Below are 25,604 nucleotides of genomic sequence, written 5' to 3'. Positions count from 1 at the left end.
CCTCTAGTAGTTCGCGAAGAGGACGCCCTCAGTCGCGATGACAACTGGCAGCCCTGCCAGCAGGCCCTCTGGCAGTAGCCTCCCGCTCGCCAGGTAAAAGCCTGCCTCCGAAAGGATGATCATTGAGAGCGGGTAGGCAAGGTCGCCGAGGGCCCTGTACTTAAAGCCTATGCGGGGGTCACTGTAGCCGTAGCCAAAGAATATGCCTATAAGGCCAAACACTATGGCCAGAGGCCTGCCCAGCAGCGTCACGGCAACCCCAAGCGAGAGCCCTGCCAGACCAACAGCTACTGCGTCCCTCCTCAGGTTACATGACTTGACTATGCCGTTGAGTATTGGGTGAACCCTGACAGGGCTGGGAGCTGAGTCAAAGCCGAGCTTAAAGTCAAAGTAGTCATTAAACATGTTAACCATAGTGTGCACGAGGGCCTCCCCTGCAAGGCCCAGGCCCACCAGGAGGTAGCTGACTCCTAGGCCCATCCTGGCCGCGGCCATAACGCCCAGCATGTAGATTATCGCTGAGAAGACCACAGTCCAGGGCCTAGTGGACTTTATGTACTCTACTATGTTTGACACGCCCAGCCCTAGCGCTGAGCAGAGGCGGAGTCTCTAAAAGACGGGGTATAGATGTGGGCTGCCTGCAGAACTTTTAACATGGTGAAAGCCAAAGAGTCAAGGAGGTTACTTTGAAGTACAAGGGCTTAGCTACAGCAATTTCGTGGGTCTTTCATCCGACCGTTATGACTGCCGCCCTCTTCCTAGCGGCCAGCTCGACGCTTAAGTACGGGCCGCCGGGGGCCGCCATAGCAGTGTTAACTTACTCAGCGCTCCCCATGGCCTTACTGGCGGCCCTGAGGGCACTCGGGCTCGTGAGCTCCTTCGACGTAGTTAAGGCGTCGCAGAGGCTTATGCCGCTCGCCCTGGCGGAGGCCTCCTACGTGACAGGTGTAATAATAACTGCCCTGGCGGGCCACAGCCGCGGCCTACTGCTGCTTGAGTTGCTTTACCTTGTCAACTCAGCTATAATAGTGGCAGTGACGCTCCTGCTGAAGTTTAAGATAAGCATACATGTATCAACGGCGTCCGCCATAGTCACGGCAATTGTTTACCTTGATGGTCTTCCAGCGCTCCCCCTCATTGTTATACCTCTCGCCCTAACTTGGGCCAGGGTCAGGCTGGGGGTTCACACCCCGAGGCAGGTGGCAGCTGGATGGGCTTTCGTGCCGTTAACTCTCGCGCAGCTGCTCCTCTACCTGGGCCCAGCGTTTAAGCGATAGGCCGGCGCTTCAGCTGGGGGCAGCTGCAGCTCAGGTGGTCAGCCTTGGCGAGGCCAATCTATGGCAACGGCTTCTTTCATGTGACCCCCGGAACCATATTTTACACTATAGTTTTCGAGTACTCAGACGAGGACGAGGAATATTACAAGCTTATCAGTAGGGGCGAGGAGGGAGAGGAGGAGAGGAGGCTTAAGGCTGAGATGCAGAGGATACTTGACGATGAGAAGATAATAATAAACGGCTCCTACTCGAGAGCCTTTGTGATCTCAGCTAAGGCCGAGGTGAGGGGACTGAGGAAGCTCTCGTCAGCTACGTTCTTAATAGAGATACCCTATAGGCCCGTGAGCGGCACTAACACCTATGAGAACGTGTACGAGGAGGCGGTCGCTGAGTACGACTACACGGTCTACTGGGTAATGCCGAGAGGAGGCAGGGTGAAGAGCTTTGACATAAGCGGCGAGGCCAAGCTCTCTGAGGATGGCAGGGTGCTCTCGGTGAGGGTCAGGAGTGGCACCAAGGTCAAGGGCTACGAGAGCATAGCCTTTGAACTGCCGCAGCCTGTAAGTGCTAACCGATAAATACCTGGAGAACGGCTGTTCTCCAGGTGAGTTGCTTGAGGCCTGCCCTGGTAGTTGTTGACATGCTTAATGACTTCATTGATGGGGCGCTTGCCACCCCTGAGGCCAAGGCCACCGTGGCCCCGGCCAGGAGGGTTCTTGACGCCTTCAGGCGCAACGGCTGGCCCGTAATATATGTCAACGACGCCCACTACCCAACGGACATAGAGATGCCCCTCTGGGGCCCTCACGCCATGAAGGGCACTAAGGGGGCCGAGGTCTACAGCGAGCTGTCGCCCAGGGAGGGCGAGTACGTCCTCGAGAAGCACGCCTACAGTGGCTTCTTCGGCACTGCCCTGGACCACATACTCAGGTCCCTCGGCGTTGACACAGTGGTCCTTGTTGGGCTTGACGCTGACATATGCGTCAGGCACACGGCGGCTGACGCGTTCTTCAGGGGCTACAAGGTGGTCGTTGTCAGGGACGCGGTGGCCGCCAGGATCGACAAGAACTGGGAGACATACTACAGGAAGGTGTATGGCGCTACCGTGCTTAACAGTGATGAAGTCGAGGGCTACCTAAAGTCAGCTCAGTCAACCACGGCTAGGTAGCCCACCGACGACGCAAGGGCTACTGAGGCCATGAGGGCCCACCCATAGGAGACCCCCAGGGAGTAGGCGGCTGCAGCGAAGATTGCTGAGGACAGGTTCCTTCCAATAGTGTTGACTATACCATAAAGGCTCATGTGGGACCCCCTGGACCTGGGGGAGCTGAGCTCGGCTGCCACCGCCGATGAGACGGGCATCACTATCATTTCTCCCAGGGTAATTACCATTATGTCAGCTGCCGCCGCCGGGACGCTGTTGACCATAGGCATGAGGCCGTAGCCCAGGCCGTAGATTGCCATGCCTGTGGCCAGTGATTTGGAGGGGCTGTGCGCGCTGACTCTTTTAGCTATCGCATCCTGTAGCAGGACAACCATGAGGCCGTTTATCGCCATGAGCACACGGAGTAGCTGGTGCTTATCCTCAGGAACCCAGAGAAGTACTGCACAAGCGGGTAGCCCATGAGCCCTGCTATTATGAACGTCATGAAGGTGGGGGCCAGGAACTTAACCATGGCTGGAGTCGGCCTCTCGAAGGCAACTGCGGGCTCGGCCCTTGGTGGCTCCCCAAGGTTCCAGAGGGCTGCCAGGGAAGCGGCCAGGACGGCTGAGGTTACCACTAAGAGTGACCTAAAGCCTATGGAGGCATAGAGCTCCCCGCCCACGGCTATTCCCAGGGCCCAGCCCAGGTTGGAGCCTACCCTGAGCCTACCGTATGCCTTCACTAGGCTGGAGTGCTCGCTGAAGTAGTCGCCTACTATAGCCATGGTGGCTACGGAGTAAGCGTTGGAGAAGAACGACTGAAGGGCCAGCATTGACTCCACTGCAGCAGCCCTCCACAGGAGGGCCGCCACCGCCAGGCTGAGGGACGCCGCCAGCCCAGTGACGAGCATGGTCTTCACCCTCCCCGCCCTGTCGCTCACGTAGCCGCCCGCCACCTGGCCCATGGCGCTGGCTACTGCAAGAATTGCGTAGAACTCCGAGACCACGGCAAGGGGCTCCCTGAAGTCAAGGTTAAGTGCCAGCCCTGCGAAGGGCAGAGTTATCGAGAAGCCCAGCACCCTCAGGGCGCCTATTATGGCAAGCCTGTCCTCAGGCCTCAACTCCAGCGCTTGACCCCCTCAGCCTTGCCTCGTCAGCCCCGAAGAACCTCCTATAAAGGTATATGTTGGCCCCCATGGCCACGGCGTAGGCCATGAATGGCACCGCGTAAAGCGGCATGAGGCCGAGCAGCGAGGCATCCTGGAAGTAGAAGAACGGGGAGCCCATGAAGGTGCCAGCTGACGAGAGGAGGAGCCTTGAGCCCTGGTTGTAGCCCGAGACCCTCCCCCTCTCCTCAGGTGGGGTGAGCTCAAGCAGGAACGACTGCTGCACAGGTATTGCTATGACCCTCAGCATGGGGTACGCCAGGTAAAGGCCCGCGGCAGCCCAGAAGTTGCCTACCAGGGGAAAGGCGAGCATTATGGGTATCGTGAGCCCCCTGGTTATGTATATGCTCCTCAGGAAGCCCAGGGAGTCCTCGAGCTTCGGCGCCAACAGCATGGAGAACGTTGCTATCAGAGACGCCGCGGCTGTTATCTCGCCTGTAAGGTACCTCGGGGCGCCGTAGACGTAGATGAATATGGGCACTATGAACGGCACTGTGAGGCCGTTGGTGAGGCCATTGAGCATCCCTGTCACTGAGAACTTGAAGGCGTTGACCTTTGACCTCATGCTCAGGCTCCTAGCCCTCACGTCAGGGAGCCTGAGAGGCGGTATGAGAAGCATGGAGGCGGCGCTTATCGCCGTGGCCAGTAGCAGCTCCTCCTTGTAGCTGAACACGCCGCCTATTAGTGTTCCCACAGCTGCCGTAACGCTGCCCACGAAGAACATCAGCGATATAAGCCTTGTCCTGTTGCCCCTGTGAGTCAGGTCAGCTATTATGGCGTTCTGCACCGGCCCCACGACCCCTCCTACGCCCCCAGCTCCCATGGCCCCGGTAGCTGATATGCCTCCCAGTATTGCTGCCGCGAACGCTGTGGACAAGTTGAACTTGACGAGCATAACTATGGGGGTCAGCACCAGGAGGGCTGACGATATGTAGAGCGACGCCTTCCTCCCAATGAGGTCAGCCATGTAGCCTACTATTATAGAGAGCGCTGCCGTGGCAAGCCCCGCCACGGCGTACATTATGCTGAGCTCAAAGAGGCTGGCGTGGAGCAGCTCGCGCACCATGTAGGGGAACACTATGAAGAGTATCCCGGCTGCGAGGCTCCTAACGAACCTTAGCGCGCTCAGGTAGGCCAGCGACCTGGTAGGCTCCTTCATTTATTAGCTCCCCTAAGAGTAAATTTCCCATATATCTCTGTTAGAAATATCTAGGCTTTAAATTTGCTCCCTGGAGGCGCCATTGGTGAAGTGAATGGAGAGCAGCGTCAGGAGGCTTGAGGACATAGACATCTCAAAGTACAATGTTAGGCAGGAGCAGTACGCGGTCATATTCCCCATAACTGTCATGCCCAGGGAGTCCATCTACAGCGTCTACCTGGAGGCCCAGAAGAGGGCCATGCAGGCAGGCATAGCGTTCCTGAGCGGCAGCACGAGCAAAAGGCTTGTCGTGAGGCAGCTGAGGCCCCAGGACCTGGGACTCCCAGGCCCTGAGTGGAGGTTCCAGGTGAGGAGCGGCAGGAACGTCCTGCTGAGGTACAGGGTCAGGGACGACCAGGCTATAGTTGTTTTTGGGTTCTATAACCAGTCGCTCTCGCCCAAGGTTGTCCAGCTGGAGCTCATGCGAGGAGATGTCAGAAGACTCATAATAGTTATGCAGGAGCTCTACACGAGGGGCTACGACCCCATGGGCGTGCTCGCCGACTTCGAGGTCTTCAGGCCAGGCGACGAGGTGGAACTCATAGGCCACGCCATAGGCGACGGTGAAGAGATACTGGGAATAATGGGCTACGTAGCGGAGCCGGAGGGGAGGCTTAACAGGGCAGGACTCTAGCCCGTGGCCACTTAAATAGAGCCTTGAGCCCCAGACCAACGGGGTCCGGCTTGGACCTGGAGTGCCCCGGCTTTATCAAGAGCCCTGAGACGTGGACCACTGAGGACACCAGGGCCTACGAGACAAACACTGTGTGGCTCGGCCTCCCTCTGCTGCTCCTCATGGAGAACGCTGGAAGGGCCGTGGCGGACGCGGTGGAGTGCATCCTAGGTGACGTGAGGAACAAGAAGGTCATAGTTTACGCGGGCAAGGGAGGCAACGGAGGGGACGCCATAGTTGCAGCGAGGCACTTGGCCCTGAGAGGAGCTGACGTAACCGTCTACCTCCTGTACGACCCAAAGCTGGTGGAGCACAGGGACGCCGCGCTGAACCTGCAGCACCTCCAGAGGCTTAAGACGGTAAAGGTCATACATCTTGACGATCCCAGGGCCTACGCCCCTCAGGACGCCGACGTGCTCATAGATGGCATACTTGGCATAGGCGTCAGGGGTAAGCTGAGGGAGCCGGTGGCCAGCGCCCTGGCCGCGTTCAACGCCTCCAGGGGGCTCAGGGTTGCGGTAGATATACCGACCGGCCTTGACCCTGACACGGGTAAGGCCGTTGAGGGGACTGCTAGGGTTGACGTAACTGTTACCATGGGCACCCTCAAGCCAGGGCTTCTGGCTGGCGAGGCCAGGCCTTACGTGGGCCAGGTGCTTGTGGCTGACATAGGCATGCCCAGGGACGCCTACATCTACGCCGGCCCCGGCGACGTGGCCGCCAGGATACCCAGGAGGCCCAGGGACGCCTACAAGGGGGGCAACGGCAAGGTGTTAAGCGTAGGCGGCTCCTACCACTACTTTGGGGCGCCGTTCTACATGGCTTCGGCGGCGCTCTACGCCGGGGCTGACCTCTCGTTCCTGGCAGCGCCCGAGGAGGTGGCCAGGTCAGCAGCCACCGCCGACCCAGGCATAATACCGGTGCCTCTCAAGGGCGACATCATTACCAGGGAGCACGTTAAGGACCTGGTCGAAGAGGCTAGGCACGTGAACGCAGTCGCCATAGGCCCGGGACTCGGCACCGCTGAGGAGACCAAGGAGGCCGTGGTAGAGTTCCTGGAGGCCATAAGGGGCAAGCCAACAGTCATAGACGCTGACGCGCTCAAGGCAGTTGCAGAGCGCAAGCCTAAGCTGTGGCCGGAGGCCGTGCTGACGCCCCACAGGGGCGAGGCCAAGATGCTCGCGGGCCACGACGGGGAGCCACAGGAGCTCGCTGCCGAGATAGCCAAAGCGTACGGCGCCACGGTGATAGTTAAGGCGCCCAAGCCCCCGGGCGACGTCATATGCAGTCCCGACGGAAAGTGCAGGTTCAACCTGACAGGTCACCCATCCATGGCAGTTGGGGGCACGGGCGACGTGCTAACCGGGATAACCGCTGGCTTCCTGGCCAGGAGGTCGGCCCTCTCAAAGGACCTGGAGCCCCTCAACGTGGCCGCCGCGGCCGCCTGGACCTCGGGAAGGGCGGGCGAGCTGGCGGTCGAGGAGAAGGGGGACAACATAACAGCTATCGACGTGCTTAACAAGGTTCAGGCCGCCATAAAGGAGGCATACTCGCTCCTCTCGGGCGGCGGCTAAACAATCGCGAAACGTTATTAAATGCTCATATGTCCAGGGGCCTTGGTGGCTAACACGCTTATAGAGTGCAGGGACGGCACCTACGTCAGCTTCGGCACGTGCGAGGGAGTCAAGGGCTACAAGGGCATAACCCACTGCGTCGTTTACATAAGGAAGGCAGAGGGAGGCGTCAGGCCGCTGGCGTCCGTTGGTCAAGTTGCCTCATATGAGCGGAACTCAGCGAGGAGGTGGCTCTACGCTGCCATTGGCGTTATACTTGACGTTCTGCTTACCATAGTCCTCTCCCAGGCTAAGGCAGTGACGCCCCAGGAGCTTTACCTTGCTGCCGCAATACTTGCAGCAGTCATAATAGCGGCAGTGGCCCTGAGGGCCAGGTCCTCGCCCGCGCCGCGGATATCAACAGTTTCGCTCATAACAAGCAGGGACGAGCTGTGCATGGCCGGCGGCACGGAGTTCGCTACCATAACGTCAGCCGAGGAGCTGGAGGGCGCCGGGGACGCGAGGCAGGTTAGGGTTACGCTGTCCAACGGCGTCAGGGTCGCTCTTTACTTGAGCGCCAGGGAGCTTGAGCAGCTCAGGAGCCGGGGCGTCCTGAACCCGACGCCAACCTATTAGTTTCCCGCGCAAGCCTTATTTAGCACGGGCATGCCCTTAGGCCCTGAAATGAACAGGGACGGCGCCTGGCTATCGTATGTTCATAGGTGCAGGACCGGCGCATGGGTAGTCACCGGCATGTGCTCTGGGCCCGACAACACTGAGTACCCCTGCGCTGTCACTATATTGTCAGGGACTGCGGTGGAGAGGCCCGTGAGCGAGGATCTACTAATGGGCGCCGCGCGGGACAAGCGAAGGAGCGCCTTCGGCCTGGCCGAGGCCGTGGCGGCCGCCTTAACGGGCCTGAGCCTGGCTCTCCCATGGATTAACGCCAAGGGCCCCCTTGGCCCAGTCCTTGGCTTGACCGCCAGCGCCCTGACAGTGCTCGCCTCTGTGACGCTAGCGCGGGGCTCGCGGGAGCTTGCCAGAACGTTGAGGGAGTCATGCAGCGTGAGCGGGCTGCAGCAACACTATATAGAGTCCGTCCAGGTGGTTAAGGGCGGGCTCATAAGCGAGGTCCTCATAAAGTTCGGCAGAGGGCGCAAGGTCACAGTAAGGGTCAGCAGTAGGGCCCTAAGGAGGCTGGGCCTAGGCGCGTACCTAGAGCCTCCCTAAAAGACCCCGTGCAGCAGCCCGCCGTCAACGGGTATGGCGGCGCCGCTCACGTAGCTCGCCCTGTCGCTGAGCAGGAACTCCACAACCTCCCCAACCTCCTCCGGCTTGCCAATCCTGCCGAGCGGCACGTCTGCCATCTCCAGCCTTAGCTCCTCCTCGTAGCTTATGCCCTTAGCCTTGGCCCTGCTCTCTATCACCTGCCTCGACCTGTCCGTCTCTATGTTGCCAGGCAGCACCATGTTGACCCTGATGCCGTACTTGCCCAGCTCCCTGGCCAGGGTCCTCGTCAGGCCGGCCAGGGATATCCTTATCACGTTACTCAGGGCGAGGACCTCGACGGGCTCCCTTATGGCAAAGCTTGACAGTATAACTATGCTTCCCCTGCTGGCCTTGAGGTAGGGCAAGGCTTCCTGTACGAGCCACACGGCGCTGAGAAGGAGCTGCCTGGTGCCGAGCTCCCAGTCGGCTGGGCTGAGCTCTTCGAACCTCCCCGGCTTCGGGGGCGGCGCTATGAAGACGAGGCCCTCGAGGCCCCCCATGGCTTTAACTGCCTCGGAGACCAGCCTGACCACGCCCTCGCGCGTCGTTATGTCCGCCACGACCCCGTGCACTTTGCCCAGGGGCGACAGCTGCCTCAGCGCGATGTTCACGTGCTCCTCTGAGCTGCCATTTATTGTGACCTCGTGCCCCCTTGAGAGCATTACCTTGGCCACTCCGAAGCCTATGCCCCTGCTAGAGGCCGTTATTAAGGCCCTCAGCCTTAGCCACCGCTGGTGGGGCTGGGGCTACAAGTTAAAATGCGTAGGCCCGGTGATGTAATGTAATCGCCGATTGATGAGGACCCACTGCAGCACTGAGGGCCTTCACGTGACGCCAGCGGCCTGCTGGGGTCTCGCGACCACGCTGTTCACGACCTCTATGTTATGATAGCTGGCAAATCCTAGGAGCTGGTCAAGGTCCTCGACGAGCTGCCTCTTGTAGGCGCTCATAACTATGAACTCTATCCTTGACTCGTCGTCGCTCTTCCCCCTGAGCTCCTCAAGCCTTGCGTCAACATTGCCTATCTCCTCGAGAACCTCGGCCACCTCCTCCTTAAGAAGCCTCTCCACGTGAACGTCCAGGCACTCCAACAGGGACACCGAGAGGTAGTAGTCATGGAGGCCATTAACGCCAACAGGGGAAATAATACCTAAAGCAAAAAGCTAATGTTATAGCTTTAGCTTACTTGAGCTTACTTGCCCTGCTCCTCAGGGTAGTAACTTATGAGCTCGACCCTAGTGCCGTCAGGCTTGTAAACGTATATCTTGCCTGGCTCCTCGTTAAGGGTCAGCTTATGGTGGCCATCACAGTAAGGCTTATTCTGTGAGAGGCCGCAGGCACATATGTGGAGCTCCTTTCCGTTGTCGAGCTTTATAATGTAGGGGTGGTTCCTCTCGTGAAGTACTATCCTTGCCATTTCTGCTCACGGCTCACAAAAGGGCTTATTAGTTAAAAAGACTTCTTAATATAGGACTCACCTGGGCCTCTTTATCAACTCCCTATCCATCTGAAGCCGTAGGCCTCGTAGGCTGCCTTCAGCTCATCCCTTGAGCTCACTATGACCCTGTAGGCCCTCCTGGCCTCCTCGCTGGCGCCTCTGAGCAGCGCAAAGGCGAGCCTCCCCTTGAGCTCAGGCTGTGGCACCACGTAGTTGAAGCCCCAGTACTTGGCCTCCGAGATCCACATCACTCCTGCGTCCACCACGTTGCCATAGAGGAGCGGCGGTATCTCCCTGTGGTGAACCCTTGTTATGAACGACCGCGAGGCCAGGGACTCATACCCGCCGCAGGACCTCTCTATGGCGTCCCTGACCTGGGCCCCTATGCCCTCGGTTATGGGGTTCGGGATTGCAAGCCGTGGGAGCTCCCTGACGTCGCACCACGAGCTCACATTGGGCCTTGAACCCCTGTAGGCCAGCACTATGGTATCTTCGACATACTCGTACTTCTCCTCCACATCTAAGCCCTCGAGGAGGGCAGGGGGCAGGGACACCACCTGGGGCCTGGCCGAGAATGTAAGGGTGCCTACCTTCAGCGGAGCTCCAAGGGCTCTCTGCCTCACTATCCCGGGCGGTATCGTCTCCACGTAGGCCCTTATGCCGTTCCTCGCCAGGATGTCTATAATCCTGTCGACTAGGAACCACTGGTTGCCGGCGAACGACATAGGGACGCCATCAGTGTAACCATGTATATCAGAGAGCGAGTCGTAAGGGGGGAGCGTAAGCTCCACGGACTCCATGCCTGGTCACATTCGCTCAGTGACGCCTTTCACAAAAGGGCTTTCGCTTATACTCCGCTACACAATCTCAACCGCCAGCTCCTCGGGCAGGCTGCCAGCCAGGACCCATGCCCTGAGGCTGCCCCTCGAGGCTATTATCCAAGGAAGCGGCCAGAACCTCATGCCCTCTAAGTCCTTATTGCTCGGCACTGGGAGGCCCCCAGGGTGCGTGTGGTAAAGGGCCACCACATCAACCCTGAGGTTCTCGGCGACGGAGTAGCCGGCAACTATGTCAAGGGGGTTGGCCAGGAACTCGGTCGGCGACCTCAGCAGGTTCTCCGCGGGCTCCAGGGCTAGCACCCTGTTGCCTATCCCAAGGCATATGCCCGTCTCCTCAATCTTCCCCATGGATAGCCTCATGAGGTGCTCCGCGAGGCCCCTACCTATAATTAAGCCCTTCATCACCCTCAGCTCAGCCTCACCAGCCTGGCAGCCATGGAGTTGGTATCGAGCAGGGCCATGGATGGTCCTCCGAGGAATGAGGCCAGCGGGCCAGGGTTCAGTATCAGCACGCCCCTCTCGTAGGTGAGCTCCTGCTGGTGGGTGTGTCCATAGAGGACGCCGTCATACCTGCCGGACTCAGCAAGTGCATGGGCAAGCTCAACTGTACTGTCCGCGGGCCCCTGGCCGTGCATTATGAGGATCCTCCTCCCATCTATGTCAAGAACCCTCGGCCACCTCCCTATTCTGCCTCCCAGTGACCTTGCGACGTCGCTTAGCATCTCAAACTCGCCGTCGTTGTTTCCAAACACCGCCTCCACCTTAGCCCCAGACTGGCTGAGCTCCCTGAGCGTGAAGGGCGATATTATGTCGCCCAGGTGTATGATAAGCTTCGCCCCGAGGGACTTTACCTTAGCCGCCGCCAGCCTCATGGAGGCCACATCGTCATGCGAGTCGCTTATTACAGCCACTAACAAGGCGTGACCCCCTCTGACGTTGGCGGGGGACCTATTTTTCCTTAGCCCTCACGGGAGCCTGACGGGCGCGAGGGTCAGGAGGCTTATTATCAGTAACAGCGTTGCTACCTCGACACCAGCCGATATAGCGTAGCCCAGCCTGCCCGCGGCCCTTGACAGCACCTCCCTGAGCATCTGGCCCCCATCGCTCTCAACGCCGAAGCCTGGGAGCGGGAAGGCAAAGGGGGCGGCGTTTATGAGCGCCAGGCCCATGTTAACCACGTATAATGACGTGAGGAGCTCCATGAGCCAGTTGAGTCTGAAGCTCTGGACTACCTCTATGCCTATGTGATTCACCCCCGCGGGCTTGGCCACAGTTATGGCCTTCTCAAGCCCGTTGTATATCACCGTCAGGGTAACGTTTGCCGGCACCGCGCTCTCGGCACCAGCCTTTATTAGCTCCTGAAGGCCCTGAGTCACCGTCCTCACGGGCACTCCGTCTATGGCCACTATTTTCATGCCGGGCAGGAGGCCAGCCACGTAGGCTGGGCTGTTGGCCTCCACGGATACTATTGTTATGCCAGAGGCCAGCGACGGCGCGAGCATTGAAACCATGTAGGCGAAGAGGAAGCCCAGGGCCACGTTGGAGGCCACGCCGGCCGCGTATATCATTACCTTGGACCTCAGCGGGGCAGCCCTAAGTGACTCCTCATCAGGTTCCACGAAGGCGGCGGGTACGAAGGCCATCAGGAGCAGGCCCGCCCCCTTCACAGGCACCCCGGTGGCCCTTGAGACTATGGCATGGGAGAACTCGTGAATTAGAACGGCCACTCCGACGGCTATCAGTATGAATATGAACTCGTAGAGGCCAACCGTGACCCCAGGTATGAGGGGCACGAAGCCCTCCGCGCTAGCCTGCGGGGCCCTGACAAGGTACCTCTCAAGGAACAGGGAGCCACTTACTAGGTAGAAGTAGCCCATCGCAAAGGCAGTGGCAGCCAGGCCCGCAATGCCGTAGGCCCTCACAAGCCTTGACTTAAGGCCCGGCCTCAGGGGGCTCCTGGAGTAGCTCAGCCTGTAAATCAGGAAGAAGGGGTAAACCGTGAGGCCCTCCACCTTTCGGTTTCTCAGGCCCATGTAGATTAGGAGCCACGCAGCTACGAACAGGGCCACCGCCAGGGCCGCAGTGACTACGCTCATTTCCAGCTCCTCAGGTACTCCTGCTGCTCCGGCGTGAGTTCATCTATGTTTATGCCCATAGTTCTTAACTTTAGCCTCGCCACCTCCTGGTCCTGCTCCACGGGCACGTCGTAAACCTTTGGCTGCAGCTTTCCCCTGTTGTTTATGTGATACAGCACTGAGAGCGCCTGGTTGGCGAAGCTCATGTCCATGACCTCGCTCGGGTGGCCCTCAGCAGCTACCAGGTTGACGAGCCTTCCCTCGGCCAGGAGGTAGAGCCTCCTGCCGTCAGGCAGCGTGTACTCAACCGTGTTAGGCCTTATCTCCCTCTTGGACTTAGCTATAGACTCCAGGTCGGTCACGCTAACCTCAACGTTGAAGTGGCCTGCGTTAGCAAGTATTGCCCCGTCCTTCATCTTCAGCATGTGCTCCTTCCTTATCACGTCCCTGTCTCCCGTGGCCGTTATGAATATGTCCCCCAGGGGCGCGGCCTCGTCCATGCTCATAACGTCAAAGCCGTCCATGACAGCCTCAAGGGCCCTTATTGGGTCAACCTCGGTGACTATGACCCTAGCGCCCATGCCCCTGGCCCTCATTGCTATGCCCCTCCCGACCCAGCCGTAGCCGGCCACGACGACCCTCTTGCCTGCGAGGAGCACGTTAGTGGCCCTGAGCACGCCGTCCAGGGCGCTCTGGCCGGTGCCGTACCTGTTGTCGAAGAGGTACTTGGTCAGCGCGTTGTTAACTGCTATAACGGGGTACATGAGCCTCCCGCTAGCCTCCAGGGCCTTGAGCCTTATGACGCCCGTGGTCGTCTCCTCGTTGCCCCCAATGACGTTCCTCGCCACGCTGGGCATCTCCTCGTGAATGGTAACATGAAGGTCAGCGCCGTCATCTATTACTATGTCGGGGGAGGACCTGGCGGCCTCCCTTATGGCGTCAAAGTACTCCTGCTCGCTCATGCCCCTCCAGGCCCTCACTGCTATGCCCTCCTCGGCCAGGGCCGCAGCTACGTCGTCCTGCGTTGAGAGGGGGTTGCTGGGCACCAGGGATATCTCAGCCCCCCAGGACTTCAAGGTCCTTATGAGCACCGCCGTCTCCTTGGTCACGTGGAGGGCCGCCGAGATCCTGTAGCCCTTCAGGGGCCTCTTGTCCTGGTACCTGCGCCTGAGCTCCATGAGGACGGGCATGTGGGCCTCGGCCCACTCTATCTTAAGCCTGCCCTCGCCGGCGAGCGAGGGGTCCTTGACTCTGACCTCCACTTGGCTTCCCCAGCCCAGGGAGAGGGGGCTTGAAAATAAGCTTAGATGTGGGCCGCCCCCTCAGGCCCTGGTGATGAAGGGCTCCTTGCCAGCGTACGTGGCAGTTGGGCCCAGGGAGTCCTCTATCTCGAGGAGCCTGTTGTACTTGGCCAGCCTCTCGCTCCTGGCCGGGGCGCCCGTCTTTATTACGCCCGCGCCGATGGCGACTGCAAGGTCCGCTATGAACGGGTCCTCCGTGTCCCCGCTCCTGTGGCTTATCACAGGCCTTATGCCGGCGTTCCTGGCGACCCTTATATAGTCCAGGGTCTCCGTGAGCGTACCCACCTGGTTCACCTTGACCAGGGCCCCGTTGGTTGCCCTGGCCTTGATGCCCTCCTGCAGGTACTTGACGTTCGTGGCGTAGAGGTCGTCACCAACTATGAGGACCCTGGAGCCCAGCTTCGCTGTTATCTCTGAGAAGTGCTGCAGGTCCTCCTCGTGGAAGGGGTCCTCAAGATAGGCTATGCTGAACTCGTCTACAAGCTGCGTGTAGAGGTCTAAGAGCGAGCCTGGGTCGTAAAGCTTCCCGTCAACCCTGTAGGCCTTCTTCTCGGGGTCGTAGAACTCGGAGGAGGCGGCGTCTATGCCTAGGAAGAAGTCGGAGCCTAGCTCATAGCCTGCGGCCTTTATGGCAGCCCTCAGCGCCTCCAGGGGCTCCCTGACCTCATTCATGGGCGGGGCGTAGCCCCCCTCGTCGCCCACGTTGGTTGACGTCTTGCCGTACTTGTCGCCCAGGTAGCTCTTGAGCGACTTGTAGACTTCGACGGCCATCCTCATGGCCTCAGTGAAGGTGGGGGCCCCCGCGGGTATTATTATGAACTCCTGGAAGGCGAGGTTGTTGCCGGCGTGCACCCCACCGTTTATGACATTCATTAGGGGGGTCGGCAGCACCTTGGCCCCTGGCCCTCCCAGGTACTCGTAGAGCTCAACCCCTGAGGAGGCCGCGGCGGCCTTAGCTACAGCTATGCTAGTAGCTGTAGTGACGTTGCCCCCAAGCCTTGACTTGTTGGGCGTGCCGTCTATCTCTATCAGGACGCCGTCTATGAGTGACTGCTTCCTGGAGTCAAGCCCTATGAGCCTGGGGGCCACTATGGTGTTGACGTTTGACAGCGCCTGGTTAACCCCCATGCCGCCCCAGCTCCTGCCGCCGTCCCTCTTCTCTATGGCCTCCTTGCTGCTCTTGCTCGCCCCGCTGGGGGCTATGCCGACGCCCACACCGGCCTTAGTCTTGACGATTACCTTTACGGTCGGGTTCCCCCTCGAGTCAAGCGCCAGGACGCCGTGAACCGAGGATATAATGAAGTCCTCGTCGCCTGCCACTCAGATCACCTCGTTGTCAGTGAGGGCCCTAGGTAAAAAGCGATGGGTTTCGCTGCGGGCCTTGGCCTGGCACTTATTAAGCTACGAGCGCGGACGGCCCTGCTAGGTATTTTAACGCTAAGGGCCAAAGGGCCAGTGGGCGGAAGCTTGCCAAGGAAATCCAAGGGCAAGTCAGGGGACCCGTTCACGTGCCCCGTGTGCGGTGTGAGGGTAACGGACCCTGAGAGGACCTGGACGCTGGTGTCGCCGATACCTGACAAGGAGGGGAGAGTGACGATAACAGTTATGGGGGCCTTCAGGTGCCCCAACGGCCACACGTGGAAGGCGGTGATAAAGAAGTTCAAGAGCGGTGAGGAGGAGGGCAGCGAGGCCCCGCAGGCCGCTGAAAGGGAGGAGGGAGAGACCATAACTCTTGACCTCAGCGACATACAGAACTTTAACGATGAGCCGCCCGAGGAAGAGGGCTAAGCCTTGGCGGCCCTCGTGGTGCTGGTGACGGCGCCCAAGGGGGACGGCGCGAGGATAGCCAAAGAGCTGCTCGACAACAAGGCAGCAGCCTGCGTTAACGTGGTGTCCGGCGTTCACAGCTCCTACTGGTGGGAGGGCAAGGTGGAAGAGGCTGAGGAGGACCTGCTTATAATAAAGACTACCGAGGACGCCTACGGCAAGCTCGAGGAGCTCATAAGGAGAGTTCACCCATACAAGGTGCCCGAGGTGCTTGCGCTCAGGGTTGAGAGGGGGCTCCCTGAGTACCTATCCTGGCTTGAAGGCTCAGTTTCGCCCAGGGGTCAGCAGGGCTAAGGCTTAACCCAAGGCTCCCCTTCGCTTTTAACTGCCTAAGTCGCGATATTACCTTAGGGGCAAGTTGTCCAGGAGAAGCTCGGAGCTGCTGGAGTATGTCATTGTTGAGAACGTGGCCAAAATAGCCAGCGGCCTGGAGAGCCCCGAGAGCGCCGAGCTTGGAATGCTCTCAGGCCACTACGCTGAAGCGGTAAAGCTCGTGGGCATGAGGCTGAGGAGCCTCAAGGATGGGGTGCTCACATGCGCCCTCTGCAAGGAGAGGAGGGGGACATTCACTCCTCGGGGCTACTACCTTCACCTCCTCCGCTCTCATCGCCCTGAGATTCTTGATCTTGTGAGACAGGAGGCCTCAAGGATAGCAGGAGCCTCGCGAGCCTCTGGGCCCTTACAACCCTGACGCCGTCCTCAAGCTGAAATACGACGTACTCAACGTCGTCCTCCGCCTTGAGTGGCCCGTCAAATATGTATGTGTCAGGCGGGGCGTCGTACCACTCAAGCGAGCTCAGGGAGAACTTGGCCATGCCCTCGGTTTGAACTGATGAGAGGGACCCTAGCCTTATCACCGCGAGCTTCAGGAGCCTCTTGGGCAGGAAGCTGAGCTGCCTGGTCCCCACCCTGTCCCTGACGCCCTCACCAATGACGTACCTGGTCTCGGGCGAGTCAGCCGTGATTATGGCAAAGTCCCCCTTCCTATCCCTCATCAGCTTATCTGCCTCGCTCAGCATCGCATCTAAAACGTTGCCGCTGACCTCCACCGTATCATCAGCTACTGGGTTCATTACCTCGAGCTCCACAGGGCCTATTGTCAGCATTCTCCTTTTGAACCACTTGATCTGCAGCTTTGCCAATAGGCTCCCCCTCTAGTTGTCCTCTCCAAAGCGTATTTAATACGTAGTAGCGAGCTCTCTTATAGATTAAATACTTCAGATGTCCCTATCTGTATCTCAAACCCTTATAATTTCTGACAGTACAAGTTAACTTTGGTGCCTGAGAATTGTCGAATGAGCCTCCGACGCTGGGGCTCAAGCAGGAGATGTTTCTAATACAGGGAGAGAGTGCTTTCAGCTACCTCCCAATTATAAGGGAGCTCGAGTCCAAGGGAATTAAGGTTATCAGCTTTGGCATAGGGCAGCCCGACTTCCCAACGCCTAAGCACATAAGGGAGGCTGCCAAGGACGCGCTTGACCAGGGCTTCACTGGTTACACGGAGACCGCCGGCATACCGGAGCTGAGGGAGGCGATAGCTGACTACCTCAACAGCAGGTACAAGTCAGACGTCAAGCCAGATGAGATAATAGTAACCACCGGCACTAAGACAGCCCTCTTCATGGCAGGGGCAGCCTACCTAAGGCCTGGGGACGAGGCCTTAATAATAGAGCCCAGCTACTATGCCTACGCCCAGGTCACTAAGTTCTTCGGCGCCAAGCCGAAGTTCGTGAGCATGGACTTTGAGCCAGGCAAGGGGTTCAGCCTCGACATAGGCAAGGTTGAGGACGCCATAACTGACAGGACCAGGATACTCTTCCTCAATAACCCCAACAACCCGACGGGCCTAGTAATAGGCCCCAAGCAGATAGAGGAGCTAATGGACGTGGCGGCAAGGAGGAACGTTATAGTGGTCGCTGATGAGATCTATGACAACTTTATATATGAGGGGGAGTTCAGCAGCACCATAAGCTACCCAGGCTGGAGGGACAACCTGCTCTACATAAACGGCTTCTCCAAGACCTTCTCGATGACTGGCTGGAGGCTGGGCTACCTAGTGGCAAGGCGCGAGGTAATAAATAGGATGCTTGACCTCGCAGTGTCGATATACAGCTGTGCCACCAGCATAGCTCAGAAGGCCGGGGTGGCAGCGCTCAGAGGCGACTGGACTCCCGTGAGGAACATGATAGACGAGTTCAGGAGGAGGAGGGACACCCTCTACAACCTGCTTAAGGATGTGCCAGGCTTTGAGTCGTACAAACCCCAAGGCACCTTCTACATGTTCCCGAGGGTCTCGCAGCTCATGAAGGCCCTGGGGCTTGACAGTGTGGACAAGCTGGTCAACAAGCTCCTCTACGAGAAGGGAGTCCTAGTGCTGCCCGGCACCACGTTCCCTGACAGGCTCGGCAGGGACTTCGTGAGGTTCAGCTTCGCCACGTCAATGGATAACATAGTAGAGGGCGTCAGGAGGATAGCTGAGTTCGCCGCGGAGGCCATGAAGAGGTAGCCGCGGTCCCCTGCGTAACTTCTAAGTCAATCCCTTCTTTTGGACACGGCAACTACTTGTTAATGTTAATAACCCTCCGGGGCTACCGTCAACGTACAGGTGCGATGTTGCATAGACGAGGGAAGGCCGCAGTAGTAGGCGGCGGCCTCTCGGGCCTCTGGATATCATATGAACTTGCTCGAAGAGGTTATGACGTGACCCTCTACGAGGCTAACGCTGTCGGCTATGGGGCCTCGTCAAGGGCTGCGGGCATAATATCGCTGCAGCTCCCCAAGTCATTACTTAAGTATGCCATAGAGGGCCTGAAGGCCTACGCTGAGCTGGGCATAGAGAAGATGACAAGGACCCTGTGGATACCAAGGCCTGAGGAGCTCCACTGCATCAAGGACATAATCTCCACCCTGAGGCTCGAGGGCATAGACGCCGACGTGCTAAAGCTAGAGGAGCTGAGGGAGCTGGGCCTGAGGGTCACGGGCGACGGCGACCTGCCAGTTTCAACTATGGTGCAGGGCGTGGTAAGCCCAGGCGACGCCCTGGGCCACCTGACCAAGGCCCTAGCTGGCATGAGCTTCACCTTGAAGGAGGGCCCTGTGGTCCGAAAGGGTGGCAGGCTCCTCTACGATGGCCTTGAGATTGACGCTGACCTGAAGTTCATAGCGGCAGGGCCCTGGACGCCAGAGCTCCTAGGCTTAAAGGATAACTTCACTGTGTACAGGTGCTCCGCCCATAGTGTGCGGGGCCAGACGCCCGATGTGATAGTCGAGGACGATATAAATGGCTTCTACATAGTGCCTGAGACTGAGGGTCAGGCGATAGTTGGGGGCGGCGACTCCCAGCTTGTGAGGCCCGAGGACGGCTTCAGGCTATCCCAGGGCGAGGCCTATGAGGTGCTGGAGCTCGTGGCGTCCAGGCTTCCTGACGCCGAGAACTTCTACCCAGTCTCGTCGTGGGCAGCGCCGTGCATCTCGGCCTCCGACGGCATGCCTGTGGTGGGCGAACTCAACAACTACTATGTACTCACGGGCCTCAACGGGGCAGGGCTAACGCTTTCGCCAGGCCTGGCAAGGCTAGTGGTGGACATAGCTGAAGGCGTTAGTAAGGAGGACAGCAAGCTGTCGCCCAGGAGGCTCTTAGGGGGAAAGCTCAAGGGCCCCAGGGAGCCCTTCGACAGGCTCTGTGAGTGTTAAGGTGTCAAGAGCACCTCGTCGCCTACGTTTACGTTAAGCTTTGAGGCAGCGCTTCCCTGGTTTATGGCAAGCTCCACGAACCCGAAGCTGTTTATGTAAGCCACCGCGTCCCCAGGCTTGACGTCAGCGAATGTCCTGCCAGTGGTGAACACGTGCTGGGAGCCCTTGACGTTCACTATGAGCCTGCCGCGCGGCAGCCTGTACTCCCTCGTGGTGAGCCCTAGGGCCACGTTGCCGAACTTATCTATGTAGACTACCCTGGTGCGCGTGGAGCCCCTCAGGTGAACGCTGTACCTGAGGCGGAGGGACACGAGAGAGCTCACCGGTATAGGTGTTGCAAACTGAGACGGCGGAACTCCCTTGGCTATGAGGGCCGCCGCCGGGGCGAACACGTCCCTCCCGTGGAACGTGTAGGAGAGGGGCCAGGCGCTGAAGGCCTTAACGCCTGCCAGCGAGCGAACCCTGGAGTAGTTTATAGCGTAGGCCTCCCTTATGCCGTCCTCTGTGGCCGCCTCGTACACTACTCCGTTGTCAGGCGCCACGAAGTAGTAGTTGTTGGTCCTTACAACTACCGCTCTCCTGCTGGTTCCGACCCCGGGGTCAACTACCACCATTATTACAGAGCCCGGCGGCAGCCACCTGTAAGATGAGTACGTTATGTAGCTTCCGGCGAGCACGGAGAAGTGTGGGACCTCATTATCAATCCTTATCACGTTTATGGAGGGGTCCACGTACCTTATAACGGACTCCACAATACCGTCATAGACTGAGTCCCCGAAGTCAGTTATTAGCCCCACGAACCCGGGCAAGGTCCTCGCCCAGGAATGCTTCACAGTCTAAGTCGCAATAAACGCGTTCGCGCCTTGGAAGGTCCCCAAGGATTTATTATAAAAGAAATAAGGAAGGAAAAGGCCTTAAAGGGAAAGCCTTGTGCTCAGAGCCTAAGGTACCCTGCTAGGACCGCTATTATAACTGCAACAACTACTAGTGCAACTATTACCCAGACGCCGTAGTTGCCGGTGGGCTGCGCGACCTGCTGCGCTGCTCCAGGCGTTGTAGTGTTCATGTTAGCTATGTGCACCGCGTTAACATTGAAGGTGACGTTGCCGAGCCCGAAGGTGCCGCTGGATATCAGCAGCCCGTACTTGCTGAAGGGCACCACGTAGGAGCCCAGCTGCGAGGCGTTCAGTGGAGCGTAAATGTAGACTGAGACCGGCGACGATGGCTTGAAGTAAACACCTCTCACTATTGCTATGTCAACGCCAGGGTACAGGGTGACCTCAGCACTCGCGTTGGCTGTGCCGTTGCTCACCACAACTATTACGTGGGATGCTATGGGCAGCGGCGCGCCGAGGCTGTCATTTATGAATACTGTCACGCCCTTGAGCCCAGGCAGCGGTATGGCACCGCTTGGCGTTATCTCCGAGAGCTGGGACTTGACGTAGTTAACCATTGCGCTGTCATATATTATGGGCTGCACTGAGAACCACTCCGGCCCATAGTTGGGCGGCCCGGCCTGCCAGGTCCAGTCGCTGCCCTCGCTCACGTAGAGGTAGTTCCACAGGGTGTAGTACATGTAAAGCGGGTTGACCTCGACGTAGCCTGAAGAGTTTATGTAGGCGGGCATGTGGGTCATGGCCTCAAAGGCCGTTATGCTGGCGTTAGGCGCATGGGTGAAGGAGAGTGGCACCAGCGGCGACAGCGGCATGCCCAGAACGTTTGAGAACGCCACCAGGTACTCCCTGGCCTCGCTCACGTTCCTCCAGATGAGGACCTTGCCTATGTAGCCGTTGTTCCAGTTGTTGAGGCTCAGGGCCCAGCTCTCCTCGGGCAGGTTGGTGAGCACGGCTGAAACACTGTGGGCCGCTATGGCCTGATCAACGGTCTGCGTCACAAGCCATCCCTGGTCCTCGGCGTTCGATAGTGCCTGGTATATGGCGTAGAGGTCCTCGCCCGACAGGGGCATTGGGTTGAATATTATTGGGTTCTCGCCGTCTAGGGCCACCACCACGACCCCTCCTGGGTGCTCCATGTAGACCTTTGCCAGGTACTGGAGAAGCTCCTGCTCGGTCAGCTGCGGCGACTGGTGGAAGAAGAGGAACGCGAACTCGTTAGAGAGGTTGGTGTCCCTGAACAGCACGTAGATCCTCTGGCCCAGGGAGTTCTGAACCACGTAGACGCCATAGGGGCCGTTGTTAAGGCTTCCTGACACTACGGTCAGGTCAGGTGCCATCTGCACAAAGGCCTGGTAGTCCAGCACGGTGACGTTAATGCCCGTCTCGTTGTAGAGCCAGACTAGGCCCATGTTGAACGCCATCTCAGGGGTCCAGGCGCCGTTGGGCGTCACGCCGAAGACGTACTCAGTCATGTTTTTACCCATCAGTATCTGCGCCAGCAGGTCAGAGGACCAGCCGTTGTCGTACTCTATCGCCATGAGCGGGTGGTAGAAGGGCACCGTCAGCACCTGAAGCCTGCCCTCCTTGGCTAGCTTCCTGTAGAGGCTCAGGGTGTACTCTGTGGCGTTAAGGTCATGGGTTACGTTGACGCCTGGCGTCGTGAAGGTCGGGCTAGGCTGGTGCAAGAAAGCCTCCCACTGGTAGAGGAGCACTGGCGTGAAGTCTATGGTGACGTTTATGTTGGGGAACTCGTTGAGCAGCATGGCCTGCAGCTCATAGGCGCCTACGAGTTGCCCATCCCACTCCATGTCCTGGCCCGTGTGTATCTGCACCCACGGCTGGCCCCAGGTGCCGTTGGGCTCTATGTAGAGCGGCTGGTGCATGTTCCACACTATCACGACGCTTATGGGCTTCTTGCCAGTTGTGTTGAGCACGTAAAGCTGTGGCAGCGAGGTGTTCTGCCACAGACCTGAGGTGCCGACCAGGAAGTAAACGTTATAGATGCCCTGCGGGTAGTTAACGGGGAAGCTGAACGTTAGGTTAGTTGTCCCCGACGGTATGGTTACCGTTGAGTTGAAGACGGCGGTAGTGCCCACCACCAGGGCCACGTCGTAGCTTGCTGTCGGGCCCTCGTTCTGCACGGTGACGTTGATCTTAGCTTGCTCCCCGACGAGGTAGACATACTCGTTATAGTAAGCTGCCACCACGTGCACAGGTGTGTAGACGTCCTGTATGGCAAAGTTCGCGCTAGAGCTCACGTTGGCGTTGTGTATCCAGGCCCCGGTGGTGTTGTCGTGGTATACCCACTGGACCCACTGGCCAGGCTCAAAGGGGCCTATCATCACTGTGTAGTTGCCCCAGAGCGGGTTGTAGTGCATGACGCTCACGTTGTTCCCTGGCTTCCCAACAGTGTTGTACCATGGCAGGCCAGTCTGGGGGCCAGTAGTGAGGCCCCACCAGAGCAGCAGGGTGTCCGGCGGCCTCCCTATGGTGGTTATCATTATGGACCCGTTCGGCAGCACCCAGGCCCTGGTGAAGCCTATTATCTTGGCGGGCGGGTTAATTATGACGTTCCAGTTCCAGAACGGGTGGTTGTCGTAGTTAAGCCATGTGCTCCCGTTAACGTTGAAGACGTAGCCTATCCACGTGCCATTCTTGAACGGCCCTATGGTGGCCTGGAAGGCGCCTATGGAGCTGTTATACGTCATGGGAGTCTCCATGTTACCTGGGGTGCCGTTGACAGTGCTCCACGGCCCCTGAGGGTATGGCTCTATGCCCCACCAGAGCAGCACCTTGGACGACGGCGGCACTCCATAGAGGTAAACAGTCAGGTAGCCCGTTGGCGTCACTGTGAAGTTCGAGTAGACCTCGCCACTCTGGGCCAGGGATACGCTTAGCCTAAGCGGCGCGAAGGGCACCACTAGGGCTGCCACCACTAGGGCCAGCAGAAAAGCTGCCAGGGCCCTTCTAGGGGCTTTCATGGCATTCACCGCCGTAGCTTTATACTTCTTTACTTTTAACCTTTATGCTAACATGTATACAAGTAAATACAGAGCTATACCGTTATGTGCAGGAGCTGTACATCCTATTTATTAAAGAAGCAGCGACTTTACGATAGCCTAAAGCGCAGGTTACCTAGAGGAGGCCCAGGCCCTTCACCGTAACCGTGAAGGGAGCCTCAGGCCTCCCCTCGAGTGACATCGAGGCCTGTGGAGCCATTATTTTAACTAGGTCTATTACTGTGCTCGCGTGCGAGGTCAGTGATGCACCTCCAAGCCTGCTCACCCCGCCGGCCAACAGTGCATATATTATAAGCATGTCAGATGAGTGCCTGTCCAATGCCATGCCAGTGGAGAGGTCCTGCATCAGTGAGGCCGCGGCCTCCCTGCCGACCTGCTCCGCGGGCTTACCTCTCTCCCCAAGGGAGTCACCGCCCAGGACCGAGTTCTCTGTCAGGGCCCAAACCACGATACCGCTTCCTGGGCCCAGGTGGGGGTCCGGCCTGCCCTCGTAGTGTTCCACGCTAATGTTCACTGGCACCCCGAGACCGCTGAGGGCCTCGCTGGCGGCCCTGGCCTGCCTTATGGCCACGTGCGCCGGGAGCCTAACGCAGTGGCTGAGGCCCTCAATCCTTATGAGCTTCCCCGCGCACACCAGGTCAACGGGCCTGAGGGCCCCGGTCCTCCTAACCTTCACTAGGACCTCGCCCCCACCCCTGGGGTAGTGCCCCCTCCTGATGAGCTCCACGTTGAGCTCTATGCCAAACTTAGAGAGGAGGGGCCTCAGGACAAAGCGGTAATAATCTATTGGGGGTGACTTGGGCACGTCAGTGCCGCCCTTGACACGAACGCTGACCTCACCCTCGGCAGCAACCATGAGCGGCATTATGGCCTGGAGCAGAAGCGTCACGCTGCCGGCCGTGCCTATGTCAAAACTGTACTCGCCTCCTGATATCTTGCCGGGGTAGAAGGTCACCTCCGTGGAGCCGATCCTCGCGCCCTCAACTCTGCCGTGCGACATCTTCGCTATGGCGTTGACAGACTCCAGGTGTTGGTGCTGCAGCCCAGGCCTTGACCTCTTAACCCTTATGTTGTAGACCCTCACTGACACCCCAAGGACGGCCGCCAATGCCAACGCTGTCCTCAGCACCTGCCCCCCTCCTTCCCCCATGCTGCCGTCTATCTGGAGCACCTTCACCTGCCTCCCCAGCCACGACAGGGGCTAAGCCGTATATGAGGTGAAGGCCTACCTATCCACGAGCTGGGGACAGGGGTTGAAGGTACTGGTTGCCGGCCTAGTGCCAAGGAACTCAGGCAAGACTACGCTGGCGGCTAGCCTGACAGCGCAGCTTATAAGGGAGGGCTTCACGGCAGCCCCCTCAAAGCCCGTGGGCGCCACGGACCTGTGGGGCTCCCCGGAGGCGGTTGCGTACACTCGCAGCCTTCGCGTTCTGACCACAGAGGACGGGTACCTGCTTTACAAGGCATCAGGGGAGAGGCTACCAGTAGAGGTGGTGAACCCCGTTGGGGCTTTGCTCGTCCCCACGCCAAGGTCAAAGTACCCCAGCAGGACGGCATATGAGGCCTCGCTCTCGCAGCCCTACTCCAGGGCCGCACTGCTTAGGGTGACAAGCTGCGTCGGCGGCAGCTCCAGCGTCCACCTCGTAAGCTCCGCCGTGCTCTCAAGGGTGACCCGCCCCGTTGAGCAGGAGATCCAGGACATTGTTTCGTACCTTACTCCCCCGCCGGTCCAGGTAAATGAGCAGGTGGTGGAGGGGGTATTCATGGGCTCGGCCAGCGAGGCCGCCGACAGCTGCATATCGCTTGAGGAGAGGTCAAGCGACGTGGTTGTCATAGAGTCTAACAGTGACGTTGCAGCCCCCACGCCCGCCTCGGCGGCCCCAGACCTAGTGGTCCTGGTGTCGCCGGGGGAGGCCTACATAGTTGACGGGAGGAGGTACAGGAGCGCCATGGAGATACTCGTGATGAACGGTAAGCCGTGGGTCTCTAAGGCCTCGGAGCTCTTCGAGCTCACAGGCTACTCGGGCAGGGTTGAGCTGCCCCTGCTGGAGGACCCCCGCGAGGGCTACGGGCCTGAGGTGACGGAGCCCATAGTTGAGGCTGTGAAAAGCGTGGCTACATCAGGAAGTAAAGCCTAAGGCTTGCCCTCGTGAGCTCCACCACCTGTTAGAGGGGGCATACGCGTGCTCTTATTAGAGAAAAGCTTAAATATTATTATCTCTAACTAGAGAAAGGG

29 protein-coding genes are annotated in these 25,604 nt (G+C 58.8%); 12 read left to right on the top strand and 17 right to left on the bottom strand.

Features of this window, described 5'->3' with window-relative positions:
* Positions 1–3 precede the first annotated feature (3 nt).
* Positions 4–576, bottom strand: a complete 573-nt coding sequence (locus ACZ5GQ_RS07735) for a prenyltransferase (protein ID WP_498856567.1) — start codon at positions 574–576, stop codon at positions 4–6.
* A 110-nt stretch (positions 577–686) separates the two neighbouring features.
* Here ACZ5GQ_RS07735 and ACZ5GQ_RS07730 point away from each other — a divergent pair, with 110 nt between their 5' ends.
* Genes ACZ5GQ_RS07730 through ACZ5GQ_RS07720 form a run of 3 tightly spaced genes read left to right on the top strand, consistent with a single transcriptional unit; the run spans position 687 to position 2,445 of the window.
* Complete coding sequence (locus ACZ5GQ_RS07730) at positions 687–1,277, top strand: hypothetical protein (RefSeq protein WP_498856566.1); 591 nt, start codon at positions 687–689, stop codon at positions 1,275–1,277.
* A gap of 44 nt (positions 1,278–1,321) precedes the next feature.
* Positions 1,322–1,855 (top strand): hypothetical protein, encoded by a 534-nt coding sequence (locus ACZ5GQ_RS07725; protein WP_498856565.1) that lies wholly within the window; start codon positions 1,322–1,324, stop codon positions 1,853–1,855.
* 35 nt (positions 1,856–1,890) lie between these two features.
* A complete protein-coding gene (locus ACZ5GQ_RS07720) occupies positions 1,891–2,445 on the top strand; it encodes a cysteine hydrolase family protein (RefSeq protein ID WP_498856564.1) in 555 nt (184 codons plus the stop codon).
* On the opposite strand, the gene ACZ5GQ_RS07715 is transcribed toward ACZ5GQ_RS07720, so the two are convergent.
* The 3 genes from ACZ5GQ_RS07715 to ACZ5GQ_RS07705 are packed head-to-tail and all read right to left on the bottom strand — an operon-like array spanning position 2,424 to position 4,745.
* Entirely contained in the window at positions 2,424–2,834 is a 411-nt protein-coding gene (locus tag ACZ5GQ_RS07715; protein WP_498856563.1) for an MFS transporter, read from the bottom strand. The genes ACZ5GQ_RS07720 and ACZ5GQ_RS07715 overlap by 22 nt on opposite strands.
* Positions 2,825–3,541, bottom strand: coding sequence for an MFS transporter (locus tag ACZ5GQ_RS07710; RefSeq protein ID WP_498856562.1), 717 nt, complete (start codon positions 3,539–3,541; stop codon positions 2,825–2,827). Before ACZ5GQ_RS07710 ends, ACZ5GQ_RS07715 begins: the two co-directional genes overlap by 10 nt.
* Positions 3,531–4,745: an MFS transporter gene (locus ACZ5GQ_RS07705; RefSeq protein ID WP_498856561.1), complete on the bottom strand. Its 1,215-nt coding sequence runs from the start codon at positions 4,743–4,745 to the stop codon at positions 3,531–3,533. The genes ACZ5GQ_RS07710 and ACZ5GQ_RS07705 overlap by 11 nt, the downstream gene beginning before the upstream one ends.
* Positions 4,746–4,839: 94 nt before the next feature.
* On the opposite strand from ACZ5GQ_RS07705, the gene ACZ5GQ_RS07700 reads away from it, so the two are divergent.
* Genes ACZ5GQ_RS07700 through ACZ5GQ_RS07685 form a run of 4 tightly spaced genes read left to right on the top strand, consistent with a single transcriptional unit; the run spans position 4,840 to position 8,240 of the window.
* Positions 4,840–5,418 (top strand): hypothetical protein, encoded by a 579-nt coding sequence (locus tag ACZ5GQ_RS07700; RefSeq protein WP_498856560.1) that lies wholly within the window; start codon positions 4,840–4,842, stop codon positions 5,416–5,418.
* A 50-nt stretch (positions 5,419–5,468) separates the two neighbouring features.
* Positions 5,469–7,031: a bifunctional ADP-dependent NAD(P)H-hydrate dehydratase/NAD(P)H-hydrate epimerase gene (locus ACZ5GQ_RS07695; RefSeq protein WP_498856559.1), complete on the top strand. Its 1,563-nt coding sequence runs from the start codon at positions 5,469–5,471 to the stop codon at positions 7,029–7,031.
* A 45-nt stretch (positions 7,032–7,076) separates the two neighbouring features.
* A complete protein-coding gene (locus ACZ5GQ_RS07690; RefSeq protein ID WP_498856558.1) occupies positions 7,077–7,646 on the top strand; it encodes a hypothetical protein in 570 nt (189 codons plus the stop codon).
* Positions 7,647–7,676: 30 nt separating this feature from the next.
* Entirely contained in the window at positions 7,677–8,240 is a 564-nt protein-coding gene (locus ACZ5GQ_RS07685; RefSeq protein ID WP_498856557.1) for a hypothetical protein, read from the top strand.
* Here ACZ5GQ_RS07685 and ACZ5GQ_RS07680 read toward each other — a convergent pair.
* From ACZ5GQ_RS07680 to eno, 9 genes are all read right to left on the bottom strand, one after another.
* Positions 8,237–8,986, bottom strand: coding sequence for an SDR family oxidoreductase (locus tag ACZ5GQ_RS07680; protein ID WP_498857399.1), 750 nt, complete (start codon positions 8,984–8,986; stop codon positions 8,237–8,239). The genes ACZ5GQ_RS07685 and ACZ5GQ_RS07680 overlap by 4 nt on opposite strands.
* A 117-nt stretch (positions 8,987–9,103) precedes the next feature.
* Positions 9,104–9,370 (bottom strand): hypothetical protein, encoded by a 267-nt coding sequence (locus ACZ5GQ_RS07675; protein ID WP_498856556.1) that lies wholly within the window; start codon positions 9,368–9,370, stop codon positions 9,104–9,106.
* Between the two features lie 101 nt (positions 9,371–9,471).
* Positions 9,472–9,696: a CDGSH iron-sulfur domain-containing protein gene (locus ACZ5GQ_RS07670; protein ID WP_427973381.1), complete on the bottom strand. Its 225-nt coding sequence runs from the start codon at positions 9,694–9,696 to the stop codon at positions 9,472–9,474.
* A 74-nt stretch (positions 9,697–9,770) separates the two neighbouring features.
* The gene (locus tag ACZ5GQ_RS07665) at positions 9,771–10,517 is read right to left on the bottom strand and encodes a substrate-binding domain-containing protein (protein ID WP_498856555.1); all 747 of its coding nucleotides are present in this window, start codon (positions 10,515–10,517) and stop codon (positions 9,771–9,773) included.
* A 57-nt stretch (positions 10,518–10,574) separates the two neighbouring features.
* The gene (locus ACZ5GQ_RS07660) at positions 10,575–10,958 is read right to left on the bottom strand and encodes a M67 family metallopeptidase (protein ID WP_498856554.1); all 384 of its coding nucleotides are present in this window, start codon (positions 10,956–10,958) and stop codon (positions 10,575–10,577) included.
* A gap of 5 nt (positions 10,959–10,963) precedes the next feature.
* Positions 10,964–11,467, bottom strand: coding sequence for a metallophosphoesterase (locus tag ACZ5GQ_RS07655; RefSeq protein ID WP_498857398.1), 504 nt, complete (start codon positions 11,465–11,467; stop codon positions 10,964–10,966).
* Between the two features lie 54 nt (positions 11,468–11,521).
* On the bottom strand, positions 11,522–12,652 hold the full coding sequence (locus ACZ5GQ_RS07650; RefSeq protein ID WP_498856553.1) for a site-2 protease family protein: 1,131 nt from the start codon (positions 12,650–12,652) through the stop codon (positions 11,522–11,524).
* A complete protein-coding gene (gene ahcY / locus ACZ5GQ_RS07645; RefSeq protein WP_498856552.1) occupies positions 12,649–13,893 on the bottom strand; it encodes an adenosylhomocysteinase family protein in 1,245 nt (414 codons plus the stop codon). The genes ACZ5GQ_RS07650 and ahcY overlap by 4 nt, the downstream gene beginning before the upstream one ends.
* A 60-nt stretch (positions 13,894–13,953) precedes the next feature.
* A complete protein-coding gene (gene eno / locus ACZ5GQ_RS07640) occupies positions 13,954–15,252 on the bottom strand; it encodes a phosphopyruvate hydratase (protein WP_498856551.1) in 1,299 nt (432 codons plus the stop codon).
* 135 nt (positions 15,253–15,387) lie between these two features.
* On the opposite strand from eno, the gene ACZ5GQ_RS07635 reads away from it, so the two are divergent.
* The gene (locus tag ACZ5GQ_RS07635) at positions 15,388–15,720 is read left to right on the top strand and encodes a chromatin protein Cren7 (RefSeq protein WP_498856550.1); all 333 of its coding nucleotides are present in this window, start codon (positions 15,388–15,390) and stop codon (positions 15,718–15,720) included.
* A gap of 3 nt (positions 15,721–15,723) precedes the next feature.
* Positions 15,724–16,053 (top strand): divalent-cation tolerance protein CutA, encoded by a 330-nt coding sequence (gene cutA / locus ACZ5GQ_RS07630; RefSeq protein WP_498856549.1) that lies wholly within the window; start codon positions 15,724–15,726, stop codon positions 16,051–16,053.
* Between the two features lie 272 nt (positions 16,054–16,325).
* Here cutA and ACZ5GQ_RS07625 read toward each other — a convergent pair whose 3' ends face one another.
* Entirely contained in the window at positions 16,326–16,901 is a 576-nt protein-coding gene (locus ACZ5GQ_RS07625) for a hypothetical protein (RefSeq protein WP_498856548.1), read from the bottom strand.
* Between the two features lie 146 nt (positions 16,902–17,047).
* On the opposite strand from ACZ5GQ_RS07625, the gene ACZ5GQ_RS07620 reads away from it, so the two are divergent.
* On the top strand, positions 17,048–18,265 hold the full coding sequence (locus ACZ5GQ_RS07620) for a pyridoxal phosphate-dependent aminotransferase (RefSeq protein WP_498856547.1): 1,218 nt from the start codon (positions 17,048–17,050) through the stop codon (positions 18,263–18,265).
* Between the two features lie 104 nt (positions 18,266–18,369).
* On the top strand, positions 18,370–19,452 hold the full coding sequence (locus tag ACZ5GQ_RS07615) for an NAD(P)/FAD-dependent oxidoreductase (RefSeq protein WP_498856546.1): 1,083 nt from the start codon (positions 18,370–18,372) through the stop codon (positions 19,450–19,452).
* On the opposite strand, the gene ACZ5GQ_RS07610 is transcribed toward ACZ5GQ_RS07615, so the two are convergent.
* The 3 genes from ACZ5GQ_RS07610 to rtcA all read right to left on the bottom strand — a co-directional run bounded on the left by ACZ5GQ_RS07610 (position 19,449) and on the right by rtcA (position 24,545).
* A complete protein-coding gene (locus ACZ5GQ_RS07610) occupies positions 19,449–20,261 on the bottom strand; it encodes an SAM hydrolase/SAM-dependent halogenase family protein (protein WP_498856545.1) in 813 nt (270 codons plus the stop codon). The genes ACZ5GQ_RS07615 and ACZ5GQ_RS07610 overlap by 4 nt on opposite strands.
* Before the next feature lie 125 nt (positions 20,262–20,386).
* Positions 20,387–23,329, bottom strand: coding sequence for a glycoside hydrolase (locus ACZ5GQ_RS07605; protein ID WP_498856544.1), 2,943 nt, complete (start codon positions 23,327–23,329; stop codon positions 20,387–20,389).
* A gap of 154 nt (positions 23,330–23,483) precedes the next feature.
* A complete protein-coding gene (rtcA, locus tag ACZ5GQ_RS07600) occupies positions 23,484–24,545 on the bottom strand; it encodes an RNA 3'-terminal phosphate cyclase (protein ID WP_498856543.1) in 1,062 nt (353 codons plus the stop codon).
* Between the two features lie 76 nt (positions 24,546–24,621).
* On the opposite strand from rtcA, the gene ACZ5GQ_RS07595 reads away from it, so the two are divergent.
* On the top strand, positions 24,622–25,506 hold the full coding sequence (locus tag ACZ5GQ_RS07595; RefSeq protein ID WP_498856542.1) for a hypothetical protein: 885 nt from the start codon (positions 24,622–24,624) through the stop codon (positions 25,504–25,506).
* Positions 25,507–25,604: the final 98 nt, after the last annotated feature.

The organism is Caldococcus noboribetus (assembly GCF_055389385.1).
Note: the sequence above shows the minus strand (reverse complement) of the source record. Positions and strands in the feature narration are given on the sequence as shown.